The organism is Alistipes dispar (assembly GCF_006542685.1).
Classification (GTDB): Bacteria; Bacteroidota; Bacteroidia; order Bacteroidales; family Rikenellaceae; genus Alistipes; species Alistipes dispar.
The window spans coordinates 492,710-506,663 of the sequence record NZ_AP019736.1 but is presented as its reverse complement, the minus strand read 5'-3'; the positions used below and the strand labels follow the sequence as shown (position 1 = coordinate 506,663).

7 protein-coding genes and 1 tRNA gene are annotated in these 13,954 nt (G+C 65.3%); 2 read left to right on the top strand and 6 right to left on the bottom strand.

Annotated elements, in window-relative coordinates; all coding sequences use genetic code 11:
- Window positions 1-14 precede the first annotated feature (14 nt).
- A complete protein-coding gene (locus FME97_RS02420; RefSeq protein ID WP_141427702.1) occupies window positions 15-965 on the bottom strand; it encodes an NAD(P)H-dependent flavin oxidoreductase in 951 nt (316 codons plus the stop codon).
- A gap of 289 nt (window positions 966-1,254) precedes the next feature.
- Between FME97_RS02420 and FME97_RS02415 the strand changes: the two genes are divergently transcribed.
- Window positions 1,255-1,328, top strand: a tRNA-Ala gene (locus tag FME97_RS02415).
- Between the two features lie 270 nt (window positions 1,329-1,598).
- Window positions 1,599-4,649 (top strand): AsmA family protein, encoded by a 3,051-nt coding sequence (locus tag FME97_RS02410; protein ID WP_141427701.1) that lies wholly within the window; start codon window positions 1,599-1,601, stop codon window positions 4,647-4,649.
- 70 nt (window positions 4,650-4,719) lie between these two features.
- Here FME97_RS02410 and FME97_RS02405 read toward each other — a convergent pair whose 3' ends face one another.
- The 5 genes from FME97_RS02405 to FME97_RS02385 form a co-directional block, all read right to left on the bottom strand.
- Window positions 4,720-7,263 (bottom strand): hypothetical protein, encoded by a 2,544-nt coding sequence (locus tag FME97_RS02405; protein ID WP_141427700.1) that lies wholly within the window; start codon window positions 7,261-7,263, stop codon window positions 4,720-4,722.
- Window positions 7,264-7,504: 241 nt separating this feature from the next.
- Window positions 7,505-7,939, bottom strand: a complete 435-nt coding sequence (locus FME97_RS02400) for a PepSY-like domain-containing protein (RefSeq protein ID WP_141427699.1) — start codon at window positions 7,937-7,939, stop codon at window positions 7,505-7,507.
- 494 nt (window positions 7,940-8,433) lie between these two features.
- Window positions 8,434-9,465, bottom strand: coding sequence for a 2-oxoacid:ferredoxin oxidoreductase subunit beta (locus FME97_RS02395; protein ID WP_141427698.1), 1,032 nt, complete (start codon window positions 9,463-9,465; stop codon window positions 8,434-8,436).
- Window positions 9,466-9,469: 4 nt separating this feature from the next.
- Window positions 9,470-11,314, bottom strand: coding sequence for a 2-oxoacid:acceptor oxidoreductase subunit alpha (locus tag FME97_RS02390; protein WP_141427697.1), 1,845 nt, complete (start codon window positions 11,312-11,314; stop codon window positions 9,470-9,472).
- Window positions 11,315-11,652: 338 nt separating this feature from the next.
- The gene (locus tag FME97_RS02385; RefSeq protein ID WP_141427696.1) at window positions 11,653-13,953 is read right to left on the bottom strand and encodes a family 20 glycosylhydrolase; all 2,301 of its coding nucleotides are present in this window, start codon (window positions 13,951-13,953) and stop codon (window positions 11,653-11,655) included.
- Between the last annotated feature and the right edge of the window lies 1 nt (window position 13,954).

Below are 13,954 nucleotides of genomic sequence, written 5' to 3'. Positions count from 1 at the left end.
AGCGTCCGGCGCATTCAGAGCGGGCCGAGCCGCCCGAGCGTCGGCAGCGCCTCGTCGTATTCGCGGACGATCTGCCGGACGACCTCCCCGGCCGGGGGCAGGTCGCGGAGCAGCGAGGCTGCCTGTCCGATCTCCAGTTCACCTTCCGAGAGGTCGCCCTCGAAGATTCCCCGCTTCGGCCGGCCGCGCCCGAGCAGCGCCGAAAGCTCTTCGGCCGTCGCGCCGCGGCTCTCGGCCTCCTCCACGGCCCGGCAGAAGTCGTTGCGCACCAGGCGTGTCGGGGCGAGCTTCTTCAGCGCCAGTGTCGTGCCGCCCTCTTCGAGCGAGAGGCACAGCCTCTTGAACTCCTCGCTGGCCGAGCTTTCCCGGGTCAGTGCGAACCGCGTGCCCAACTGCACGCCTTCGGCCCCGAGGGCGAAAGCCGCCAGCATTCCCCGTCCCGTGGCGATGCCTCCCGCCGCCAGCAGCGGAATCCGCACCGCCCGGCGCACGTGGGGCGTGAGGACCATCGTCGGAGTCTCCTCGCGGCCGTTGTGTCCGCCGGCCTCGAACCCTTCGGCCACGACGGCGTCCACGCCCGCCTCCTCGCTCTTGCGGGCGAATTTCGAGCTCGACACGACGTGCGCCACCTTGCAGCCGGCTTCGTGCAGTTGTGCCGTCCGGCTCTTCGGGTCGCCCGCCGAGGTGAAGACGACCGGCACGCGCTCCTCGATGACCGTTTCGATGATCTGGTCGGCATACCGGTACATGAGCGGGACGTTCACGCCGAAGGGTTTCCGTGTGGCTTCGCGGCAGCGGCGGATATGTTCGCGCAGCAGGTCGGGCGTCATCGAGCCGGAGCCGATCAGCCCCAGGCCGCCCGCTTCGCTCACGGCGGCGGCCAGCCGCCAGCCGCTGCACCAGATCATGCCGCCCGCGACGATGGGGTAGCGGATTCCGAACAGGGAACAGATTCTGTTTTCCATGATTTCTCGTCTTGCATTTTTTTTTCGTGTGCCGAGGCGCTTCCGCGGCGTTCCGGCCGGGGCGGACCGTCATTCTGCGTGCGGAGCCGCCCGGCCGTTCGTTCGCCCGGGACCTCCGGCCGCAGGCCGAACGGTTTGCAGCCTGCTGTTTCTGCAAATATACGCGATTTTCTCCGATTCCGGCGGCGGAAGATCCGAATGTCCGGAAAACGGACCGGAAAAAATAACTGTTTTTTTTCGGGCAAATCTTGTGAGAATCGAAAAATCCGATTATCTTTGCCCCCGCAACGGGGGATTAGCTCAGCTGGCTAGAGCGCTTGCATGGCATGCAAGAGGTCACGAGTTCGAATCTCGTATTCTCCACAAGGAAACCCTGCAAACACCGAGGTTTGCAGGGTTTTTCGTTGTCTGTCCTGAATCTTTTGCATTCGTCGCCTCCCTTGCCGCGGGGCATCTGCCGCCCTTCCTCCCGGTCGGTTCGTTTCCCGCAGCCGTTCACCGCACCGGAGGGGGGTATGCCGCATGCCGATTCCGGACCGTCCCGAGCGACGGACGGCCCGGGATATGTCCCGGCGTCCGGTGCGATGTCTCCGAAAAATCGTTATCTTTGCTGAAAAAGAGGAGGATTTGCCAATGGACCGTCGCACGAAGAGAATCATCCGGATAAGCGCCGTTTCGGCGGGAAGCGTGCTGCTGTTGCTGCTCGTCGGCACGGCCGTCGTGCTGAATTTCGTTTTCACGCCCTCGAAACTGACGCCCGTCGTGGAGCGGATCGCCGACCGGAGTCTGAACGCCCGGCTGCGGATGGGCGGCGTGGAGCTGACCTTTTTCTCCACCTTTCCGCGGTTCGGCGTGAAACTGACGGACGGCACGCTGGTTTCGACGGCACTCCGCGACACGCTCTGGCAGCGGACCGACACGCTGCTCACGTTCCGCAAGGCCGTGCTGGTCTTCAATCCGGTCAGCTACCTGAGACACCGGAAAATCGACATACTGAAACTCTCGGTGGACAGTGCCGACGTCTATGCCTTCCGGGACGGGACGGGGCGTGCGAACTGGGACATCCTCCCCTCCGCCGACACGCTTGCGTCCGGCACGGCGGCGGATACAACGGCGGATACCGTGCGGACCGTCAGTGAAATCTCCGTCCGGCACGTCGCGCTGCGTCATGGTTCGGTGACGTTCGACGACCGCGAAACGAAGGTTTTCGCCAACATCCGGGATGCCGGGCTGAGGCTGAGGGCCCGGCTCGGGGAGGGACACTCCATGCTGGCGCTCGATTTCCGGAACCGGAACATCCTTTTCTGGCAGGACGGCGAACTGCTGGTCAATCGCGTGGCCACCCGTCTGCGCGCCTCCGTCGAACTGGACCGGGCGCAGCGCACGCTCACGCTGCACGACGCCCTGCTCGGTATCAACGGCACGGAGCTGGACCTGACGGGAACCGTGCGGCGCGACACGGCGGCGGCCGGGGCGCTGCTTCTCGACCTGCGCTACGGGCTGCACGCTCCCTCGCTGGAGACCGTGCTGCACATGATCCCGGAGAGCGTGCTGAAACGCGGGGAGGTCGCCGCCGACGGCGAGGTGCGCATCAGCGGTGCGGTGAAGGGCCCCTATGGAAGGCAGGCGCTTCCGCTCGCTACGCTCGACGCCGAGATAAAGGACGCTTCGGCGCGCTATGCCGGAATGCCCTACGGGGTGGATGCGCTGGATGCCCGTCTCGTGGGACAGGTCGATCCCATGCGCCGCGAGCCGTCGTTCTGCAATCTGGAGATTTTCCGCTTCAAGGGTGCGCACACCGATATTCTGGCCGATGCCGAGGTGAAGAACCTGCTGGACGATCCGCTCGTCTCGTTCCATACGAAGTCCGCGGTGGACTTGACGGCCCTGGCGCAGACCTTCCCGTTGCAGGAAGGGGTCGCCCTTTCCGGAAAGCTCGAGGCCGAACTGCGGATGAGCTGCCGTCTTTCGGCGCTCAGGAACCGCGACCTCGGGCGTATCCGGGCCCGGGGACGGGTGGTCATGGACAGCCTGGCGCTCCGGGATACGGCCCGGAAGTTCGAATTCACGAGCAGCGCTTCGCTCTCGTTCGCCGGGGACGACCGCCTGGACGCCGAAGCCGAGATACGGCACGCCTCTCTCCGCTCGCCGCGGCTCTCCTCCTCGATGGAGCGGCTGGCGGCGACGGTCCGGACGACGAACCCCCAGGACACGACCCGTATCGCCCGCATGGAATGCACGATGACGCTCAACCGGCTGAAGGCCGCCGCGGGCGACTCCCTGAGTCTTTTCTGCGGTCGGGGCACGGCGACCGTCCGTCTGCAACCCGGGAAGCGCGATCCCGCGAAACCGAAGGTGGGGCTCGCGCTCGAAGCCGACACGCTGTTCTGCCGCGTCGGGGATTCCCGGATGGGAATGGACCGGGCCGGAATCGGCGTGACGGCCGAGAAGCTGCGCGATTCGGTGTGGATTCCCGAAGGGATCGTCGGATTCAGCCGTCTGGTGGTCTCCACGCCGCAGTGCGCCCTGCCGATCCGCATGGAGAAGACCTCCGTGACGGTGGGGAACCGCGCCGTCACGCTGCGGAACGCCACCATGCGCATCGGACGCTCCGACCTGACGGCCAGCGGCGTCGTGCACGACCTCTACGGCGCCATGCGCCGCCGCAGGCCCCTGCGCGCCGAGCTTTCGCTTTCGTCGCGGAATCTGAACTGCAACCAACTGATCCGCGCCGTCTCGTTCCCGGCCGACACCCTGCGCATCGAGGCGGACACCGCGGCCACCGATCTGAAACTCTTCGTCGTTCCGAAAAACATCGACTTCGCGCTGCACACCGACTTCCGCCGCGTGCGCTACGGCAAATTCGTTTTCGAGGACGTGCGCGGCGCCGTGGACGTCCGCGACGGGGCCGTGCACCTGAAGGGCCTGGCCATGAAGGGGCTGGATGCGGTCATGCACACGACGCTGCTCTACCAGGCCGTGCGGCCCGAGCGGGGATACGTCGGATTCGATTTCCGCCTGCGGCGCATCAATGTCGGAAAGCTGGTCGAATTCACCCCGTCGCTCGACAGCATCGTGCCCATGCTGCGGTCGTTCCGGGGAACGGTCGATTTCGATGTCTCGGCGGAGGCCGATCTGGACTCGGCGCTCAACATCCGGATTCCGACCCTTCGTTCGGCCATCCGCCTCCGGGGCGACAGCCTCGTGCTGATGGACGGCGAGACCTTCGCCGAAATCTCCAAGAAATTCTTCTTCAAGAACAAGGAGCGGAACCTGATCGACAGCATTGCCGTGAATATCAGCGTCAAGGACGGATACGTCACCGTTTATCCCTTCGCCGTCGCCATGGACCGCTACCGGGCGGCCGTGGGAGGCACGCAGGACCTGGACATGAATTTCGACTACCACATTTCCATCCTCAAGTCGCCGATTCCCTTCAAGCTGGGGCTGAACATCACGGGCAATCTGGACGACATGAAGTTCCGGCTGGGAAGGGCCAAATACAAGAATCTGGTGACGCCCGTCGAGATTCACAAGGTGGACAGCACGGTGTCCGGACTGGGCCGGCAGATCGTGCGGGACTTCAAACGCCGTATCGGAAGGATTCCGGAGGAGCGGCGGCCTCCTGCCCGGGACACCACCCATTCCTCCGGCCGGAATCCCCGCCCTCTTTCCGGTCTTTGAGGACCTCTCCCCACCGGAATATCCGCAGGCAGTCCCGGCCGGGCGGCCGTTTGTCCTGCCGCCGCATCCGCTACTCGGCATGCACGACCGGCTGTCCGTCAAGAGTCAGCCCTTCGATGTCGATCCGGAAGTCGGCCGGGGCGTCGGAGGTCCGGAATCCGAAAGCCGCCCGGCCGTCGGCATCGGTGCGGATGCAGGGATTCCAGTAGAGCGTCGTGCGGAAATCGGGCGTGTGGCTGTCGCGGCTCTCCGGCGTTTCGTAGGCCGGGGAGTAGAACTCCGCAGGCGTCTGATAGCCCAACGGCGAGACGATTCCCACGTCGATACTCTCGCCCGTATCGAGAGCCGAAATCTCTTCGTAGGATTTCAGCGTGACGGCGATGATGCCGTTATCGCGTCCGGACAGGAACCGGCCGGAGAATCGGTCCAGTATGTCGATCCGATCGACCCATTCCAGCGGCAGATTCACAAAGGGAGGCAGATCGGAATATTGCCCTATGGGCGCCGCAACGGCCTGCGCGAGATGGGTATCAGAGGCATTGGTATCCGAACCAGGCTCCGAGCCAAGATCCGAATCAGTATCCGGAACGCCAGGCCCCGCCATATTTATTCTTTTGACGGTGCGATTACGGTCGATCGCCGGCGGAGCGGAGAATGCCGGGAGCGATTCTTCGAGGTCATCGTAAAGCACTCCGTCGCACATGAAGAAAACGGCCCGTCCCTGATAGAGAAACACGTTCTCCCGCCTGCGTATTCCCGGCATCCGTTCGATGCAGTCGAGGATCGTGTGGACTCCCGTATCGGCGATCCGCTCCGCATTCCAGGAGTAAACCGCCTTGCGCTCCTCCAGCGTCCGGGGAATCTCCCGTTTCGCCCGCACCTCCACGGGGTCTATGAGCACGTTCCGCAGGTCGGCCGAGCCCATGTATCCGACGTAGGCCAGCGCCGTGCGGAACAGCGCCTCCGCATCGCCGGCCCCGGCGGCCGGATAGTGCGCCGGAATCCCGTTCTCGGGGAAAGTCTCGGGATCGACCTTCACGAAGGCATTGCGCATCCGCCCTGTCGTCGCCTGCGGCCGCAGCACGAATGCCGTGCTGTCGGGGAAATCGAAACCGTCGAGATCGAAGCATCCGTCCGCCCGGACCGGAGCTTCGGCCAGGTAGCCGTAACGGGGCACGATCATCGCCATCCGGTACTTCCCGAGCTGCTTGCGGGTGTTCACCAGCCCGGCCCGGACGATCCGTCCGGAGATCTGCTGTCCCGCTTCGAGCGCGTACTCCGGCTCGGCGTACTCTCCGCGCAGGAGGGCCGGCACGTCGTAGCGTCTCCACCCCTGCGTCAGCATCAGTTCGTCGAGCGCCGCACGGGCTTCGGGATCGTCGCTCCGGAAATAACTCCCGGGGCATTCGACATATCCCCGCAGGTCGGAGGTGAGCAGCAGCGTCGTGCGGATGTCGCCCGAAACGAGGTCGGGCACGGCGTTGCGGTCCGTCACCGAAACCGAGAACTCCCCGCGCAGGGGATTTCCCGCGCCGTCGGTCAGGCGGACCGAGAAATCCGCACGCTCCCGGCGTCGCGGAGAGGGATTCTCCGCCCGCAGCGAGACATGCACTCCCTCTGCGCCCTCATTGAACAGCAGCCGTTCGGAAAGGGCGTTGCCCGCCGCATCCAGCAACAGCCATTGCACTACGCCCGCCGGCAGATCGGAACTGCGGAAAAGCAATCCCGGTTCCCAGCCTCCGTCGTAGCAGCGGTTGCCCCGGCAGTGCACCACCAGCCGCAGCCGTGCGGGCAAGGATCCTGCCGTCAGCACGTTCACCGCGATGAATCCGTCCCGTTCCGCGAGTTGCAGCACGCACGCCGCGGCATTCGGCACGGGGAGGTCGAAGCGCTTCTCGGCGCCCGAAGGGGTGCGGCACACTGCATGGTAGGTGCGGCCCGCCTCGGGAACCATCCGGAAACTGCCCATTCCCGCACGGCGCGTCCGCACGGTGTCGAGCGTCGTGCCCTGGTCGTCGCGGAGCACGGCTTCGACAGCCGTCGAACGGCCCGCATCCGTCAGGGCCTTGAAGGCTACGCGGCACGAACGGCCCGGCACGAGGTAACCGCCTTCGGGGTGGAACGTCACGGCGAAATCGCCCGTCGCGGGGCGGGGCCGCGGCTTCGGAACCTCGCCCGCAGCGCCGCGGTAGGCGGCGATCCGAAGGGGCTTGCGGAAGAAGTAGTCCGCACCCTGGTTCCGCATGAAGCGCGTGTATGCCGAGAAGGTGTAGTCGCCGTCCGGAGCGTCCGTCGGAACGGGAAGATAGCCCGCGTAGAGCGAATCGCGGCGGAGTATCTTGATCCGCCGCACGAGCGCGCCCGATTCGTCGCGGAGTTCGGCATAGACGTAGCGGCTCGCTGCCACCGGACGGTGCGAGGCGGCATCGACGCACCGCGCACGCAGCCAGATCGTGTCTCCTGCCACATAGGTGTCCTTGTCGGTGTGGACGTGGAGCTTCTCCTGCGGGTAACGCAGAACCTGTTCCGCGAAGGGATTGGACGACTGGGAGGCGGCCGGAAGGACGGACAGCAGAACGGCGGCCGGAAGAAGCGTGTGCACGAGCGGGTTCATGGGGCGGGCGATTTTTGGATGCGGCCCTTAAATATACGGATTTTTCCGGAAATTCCTGCCGTTTGTGTCGAAGGACGATTGTCTGTCGGGCCGGATTCCGGCGTATGTGCGCTTCCGGGAGGTGCGGCCGCGGCCGTCGCCGGAGCCGCGGAAAAAGATTCGCCCCGCGCGGGCCGGGCTCGCTGCGGGGTGAATCGGGAAAGGCAGGTCAAACGACCTCTGATGCGGAAGCGGATGACTGTTACCTGTCCAGTTTCTTGAATTTGCCCTCCTTGTCGAAGTAGAGCGTCAGGCCGTTCGTGAGCCCGACCTTGTAACCCTCCTTCATGGTCGAGAGCCGATTGACCATGCTCTGGGAATAGTTGTCGGCGACGTAGGTCTTGATTCTGACGGGAATGACGGTCGCGGGAACCGCGCCGTTCTTCATCACGATCTCCGACCAGTCTCCCTTGCCGCCTTCGAACGATACGCGGGAGCCGCTGTTGAAATAGACGGTGTACTTGTCCCACGACGCCTCGCGGTCCATTTCGGTGTCTTTCACCACCTCGCGCGGGAAGTTTTTCTGGATGAACTCCTGCGACGATTTCGGCAGTTTGTCGAACCCGATCTTCTCGGGTGCGGCGCAGACGCCGAGCGCGGCCGCTGCGCAAACGAACGTAAGCAATAATTTTTTCATGATAGAAAAGCATTAAGTGAAACACTCCGGTTTCGGCTTTTGCAAAGAGAGTACCAGAATCGCCCGGGAAAATGAAAAAACGCCCGCTTCGGGCCGCTTCCGAAGCGGGTCGTGATGCGTGTAGGGTTTGGCCGTCCGTGCCGCGCGGCCGGAGGGGTTGCCGGTGTACGGTCGGGAACGGACCGCGGGACAGCCCGCCCGGCTCCGATTGACCGGCTCCGGATCGTCGGAACTCCGGCAGGCGGGACATGACGCCCTCCGCATCGCGTTCCGCGGTCTTGCGGCGGCGGCTTCGTAGCCGGACTGGGCCGTGTGCCAGGCGGAGTTGGCCGGGGCGCCGCCGGTGTTGCGTCCTCCGGGCGCTATGTCCCGGACGACTTCGCCCGGCCCGGCGGTGTATGCGTGTCGCATGATTCCGAGCGATTGCGGGGCATTCGAAAAACAGCCGGATCTCCGCGATGGAGACCCGGCCGTTCTTCTTGCCGAGAGGCGCGTCATTTCACCTCCCATGTGGCTCCCGAGCGCAGGAGATCGTCCACGCAGCGGATTTTGCTCGCGGCCTTCACCTCCTCGACCTGCCGTTCGACGGCCGCATCGTACACGGCGTCGTCCTCCACGGCGCGGATCACGCCCAGCGCCACCGGGTAGTCGGGATACTTCATCGCAGCGAGCATCACGTGCAGCGTCGTGTCGCGCTCGTGGGCGTCGTGCGTCAGGATGTCGTCCAGCGTGTAGCCGCCCTCTCCGACGGTCACCACCTTCAGCCGCATGTTCTCGAAGACGAGGCCCTTCTCCCGGTTGGCGCCGAAGAGCATCTTTTCGCCGTGGCGCAGCGTGATGGTCCGCTCGGCGCGCGTGGCCTTGTCGGCGGCGAACGCCGCATGGGTCTTGTCGTTGAAGATCACGCAGTTCTGGAGCATCTCGACGACCGACATGCCCTTGTGTCCGGCTGCCGCGACGATGCACTCCTTCGAGAGCTGCACCTCCATGTCGATCGAACGCGCGAAGAACGTGCCCTTGGCGCCGATCACCAGCTCGCCGGGGTTGAACGGCTTTTCGACCGTGCCGTAGGGCGAGGTCTTGGTTATCTTGCCCAGCTTCGAGGTGGGGGAGTACTGCCCTTTGGTCAGGCCGTAGATCTCGTTGTTGAACAGGATCACGTTGAGGTCCACGTTGCGGCGGATGGCGTGGATGAAATGGTTGCCGCCGATGGCCAGCGAGTCGCCGTCGCCGGTGGTGACCCAGACGTTCAGGCGCGGGTTGGCCACCTTGACGCCCGTCGCCACGGCGTTGGCGCGGCCGTGTACGGAGTGGAACCCGAAGGTCTTCATGTAGTAGATGAAGCGCGACGAGCAGCCGATGCCCGAGATGAACGTGAAGAGGTTGTGCGGCGTGTCGGTCGCGTCGGCGATTTCGGGCAGGGCGCGCTGCACGGCGTTCAGGATGGCGTGGTCGCCGCATCCGGGACACCAGCGCACCTCCTGGTCGCTCTTGAAATCCGCGGGGGTGTAGTTGTATTGTGCCATGGCGTTATTTCAGTAAGGATTCGAATTTCCGGCGAAGCTCGACCACCGTGAAGGGCAGCCCTTCGCACTTGTTGTACTGTTCGTAGCGGAACTCCTGCAACTCCTGCCGCAGGTAGGCGGCGAACTGTCCTTCGTTGAGCTCGCAGACGACGATCTTGCAGAAGCGGGCGAAAATCTCGCGCACGCCGCGCGGCAGGGGGTTGATGTAGTTGAAGTGGCACAGCGACACCTTGCGGCCTTCGCGGCGCATTTCGTCCACGGCGTTCTGCAGGTGGCCGCGCGTGCCGCCCCAGCCCACGACCAGCAGGTCGCCTTCCGCATCGCCCCAGACCTCCTGCGCGGGGATGTCCTCGGCGACGAGGGCCACCTTGGCCGCGCGGGTCTTCACCATTTTCTGGTGGTTGTCCGGGTCGATCGAGATGCAGCCCTTCACGCAGTCCTTCTCCAGACCGCCCACGCGGTGTTCCAGCCCGACCTTGCCGGGGAACGCCCAGCCGCGGGCCAGTTTCTCGTTGCGCACGTAGGGCATGAATCCTCCCTCGGGGGCCTCGTCCACGATCGGCGGACAGATGGCCGGGTAATCCTTCATCTGCGGGATGCGCCACGGTTCGGAGCCGTTGGCGATGAATCCGTCGGAGAGCAGGATGACGGGCGTCATGTGCTCCATGGCGATGCGTCCTGCCTCGAAGGCGTAGTGGAAACAGTCGCTCGGCGACGAGGCGGCCATCACGACCGCCGGGCACTCGCCGTTGCGGCCGTAGAGGGCCTGCTGGAGGTCGCTCTGCTCGGTTTTCGTCGGCAGGCCCGTCGAGGGGCCTCCGCGCTGCACGTCCACGACCACCAGCGGCAGTTCGGTCATCACGGCCAGTCCCAGCGCCTCGCTCTTGAGCGACAGGCCCGGGCCGGAGGTGGTCGTCACGGCGAAGTTCCCGGCATAGGCCGCGCCGATGGCCGTGCAGATGCCGGCGATCTCGTCTTCGGCCTGCACGGTCTTCACCCCGAGGTCCTTGCGCTTGGCCAGCTCCTCGAGGATCACCGTGGCGGGGGTGATGGGATACGAGCCGCAGAAGAGCGGCAGCCCGGCCTTCTCGGCCGCGGCGCAGAGCCCCCACGCCGTGGCCACGTTGCCCGAGATCGAGCGGTAGGTTCCCTTCTCGAGGGGGGCGGCGGCCACGCTGTAATGGTTGGCGAACTGGTGCGTGTTGGCCGCATAGTTGTACCCGGCGTCGATGGCCAGCTTGTTGGCTTCGGCCACGGCGGGGTTCTTCCTGGCGAATTTCGTATCGAGGTAGCGGCGGGCGTAATCCTCCGGGCGGTCGAAGAGCCAGAAGCAGATGCCCAGCGCGAACATGTTCTTGCACTTGACGACCGACTTGTTGTCGAGCCCCGTCTCCTTGAGCGCCTCGCGCGTCATCGTGGTGATGTCGGGCACGACGACGTTGTACTCGTCGAGTCCCAGCTCGGCGATCGGGTCGGACGTGGCGAATCCGGCCTTTCTGAGGTGCTCCTCGGTGATCGAGTCGCCGTCGATGATGACCGTGGCGCCGCGCTTGAGCCATTTGCGGTTGGCCTTCAGGGCCGCGGGATTCATCGCCACCAGCACGTCGCAGTAGTCGCCGGGGTTCAGCTCGCGGTGGTCGCCGAAGTGTACCTGGAATCCCGAGACGCCCGCGACGGTTCCCTGCGGGGCGCGGATTTCGGCGGGGTAGTCGGGGAAGGTCGAGATGCCGTTTCCCATGAGCGCCGAAGTGTCGGAGAAGAGCGTGCCTGTAAGCTGCATGCCGTCGCCCGAGTCGCCCGAAAAGCGGATCACGACGTCCTGCAACTCCCGCACTTTGGTCTGTTCCATTGTGTTTTAGATTAGTTGGGTTTCTAACGTATCACAAATATATGAATTTATTGTCAGATTGTACCCTGCGGCTTCATTTTTTCGTCGTAAAGGGCGATTTTCCTTACAATCCGTCGGGGCGGGATGCTCCTGATTCTGATTTTCAGCGTCTTGCGCGGAATTCGTCTTGCGCGGAATTCGTGCCCGGCCTGCGGGCCCCTGACGGATTCACCCCCGCCGCATTCGTCGTGCGACGGGGGTGAAACGCTTTTCGGATTCCGGACGGTCCCGGCCGGCGGGGCCTTTCCGGGAAGATGCTCTTTCCGGGGCGGCGGCGCACCGCGTGCGGGTCGCCGGGATTACCGGCTTTCCGCAGGAACGTGCCGCAGCCACTTCCCGTCGAGCGTCCGGCGGCTGCCGTCCTCGCTGACGAGCGACAGTTGCACCTTGCCGCCGTTGTAGTCGAAGAAACGCAGCTCGAGCGGGTGCAGTCCGGCCGAAAGGGCCGCCTGTCCGGTCTTCTCGAGCAGCGGGTGTTCGCCGTCGTTGTCGATCACCACGCGGTCGCCGATCCGCAGGACGCTGCCGTCGTTCGAGGCGAGTGCGAAGGTATGGATGCCCTTCTCCGGCACGTCGATGTATCCGCGGAAGACGATTCCCACGGCCCGCCGGCCCGTGGCCTCCTGCGGGAAGTGGACCGAATCGGCCACACACCGTCCGTCGGCCTGCGCTCCGCCGATCGCGGCGCAGTCCGGAAAACGCTTGAAATACCACTCGGCCAGCAGTCCCGGCTGCGTTTCGCGCGGTTCGGCGGGCCGTGCGAAGCCGCATTTCTCGTAGCGGATCGTCACCCAGTCGCCCGTGCGGCCGTCGGCATGGAAGGCCCGGAGGCGCAGCGTGGCGTCGTCGCGGAAGGTCATCGGACCCGTGTAGCGCTGCGATGCGGCGGTCGGGACCGATCCGTCGAGCGTGTAGCGCAGGATCGCCGTCGGCAGCGGGCATTCGGCCGTGGTCCGGACCGAGTCGGTGAAGACGCAGAATTCGTGGTAGTTTCTCAGCGAGGGGATCCGGTAGTTGATCCCTTCGGCGTCCAGCCGTTCGCAGTAGCGGAGCAGCCGCGGCATCAGCGACTCTTCGCTGACGCGCTCCGGCGCGCACCAACCCTTCTCGGCCACGATCAGCAGCCGCGGGTAGAGCATGTACTCGGCGCGCGACCACGAGGGAACCTTTTCGGTCCAGAGGTGGCCCTGGATGCCTTTGATGCGGGCCTTCTGCTCGTCGGAGAGCGAGTCGGGGCGGATTTCGAATCCGGCAGTGCGCGCGAGCGATCCGGCGTCCTCCTCCAGCGAGAAATAGAACCACGACTGCGCGCTCACGATCACGTCGCAGCCCCGGCGGGTCGCGTCGCTCACCGACTGCGGCTCCCAGGGACGCCACCACATGATCGTCGTGGCCGGATCTACCTCGTCGGCGAGCAGTTCGTCCCAGCCGATCATGCGGCGGCCGTGTTCGGTGAAGAAGCGCTGCATCCGGCGGGTGAACCACGCTTGCAGGGCGTGGCCGTCGGCCAGCCCCTCGGCACGCATCCGGGCCCGGCAGCGCGGACAGCGGTTCCAGTTCTTCATGTTCACCTCGTCGCCGCCGATATGGACGTACTCGTAGGGAAAGAGTTCGAAGACCTCCTCCCAGATCTCCTCGCAGAACCGCAGCACGTCGTCCCTGCCCAGACAGAGCGGCGAGGAGAAAGCCTGCTCGCTCCAGGTCTCGGGTCGGAAGCAGGTGAGCCACGGGTAGTGTTCGATGGCCTGCAGGAAGTGCCCCGGCATGTCGATCTCGGGAATCACGTCGATTCCCCGTGCGGCGGCGTAGGAGACGATCTCGCGGATGTCCCGCTGCGTGTAGCAGCCGCCGTAGAGCGTGTCGGCCCCCTCGGTCCGCAGCCGCTTTTCCGGCAGCAGGAAGTCGTCGTTCAGCTCCCGGCGCGCGCGGCCCGTGCAGATCGTGTCCTGCTTGTTGAAGTGCCGCCAGGCGCCCTTCCCGGTCAGGTCGGGGTAACGCCGGATTTCGATGCGCCAGCCCTGGTCGTCCGTCAGATGCCAGTGGAACTTGTTGAGCTTGAGCCGGGCCATCTGGTCGAGCAGCCCGAGGATCTCCTCCTTGTCGAAGAAGTGGCGGCTCACGTCGAGCATCGCCCCGCGCCAGCCGAAGGCCGGTTCGTCGGCGATTTCCGTACAGGGAATTTCCGCTTCCCGGACTGCGCCGGGCGGGAGCAGTTGCCGCAGCGTGGCGATGCCGTTCGCCGCGCCGCGCGGCGATCCGGCGGTGATGCGGATGCCCGGGCGGGAGACCGAGAGGCGGTAGGCCTCTTCGGCCAGCGACGCCGTATCCGTCGAGAGCGTGATGTCGCCCTCGCCTTCGGCCGTCGTCGCGGTGGCGTAGGGTGCGAGCGCTTCGGCGAGGTACCCGGCCGTCGCGGCGAGTTCGGGCGAGTCGTATCCGATCCGCACCCGTTCCGGCAGCCGGTACGAACCGCTTTTCCAGACCGTTTCGCGTGGTTGGGGAAGCAGCGTCGGAAGTTCCTCGGCCGCCGGAGCCGCGCAGGCGGTGAGTGCGAGACTCGCCGCGAACGATACGGCGGCCCGCAGGATTGCGTGTTCCATG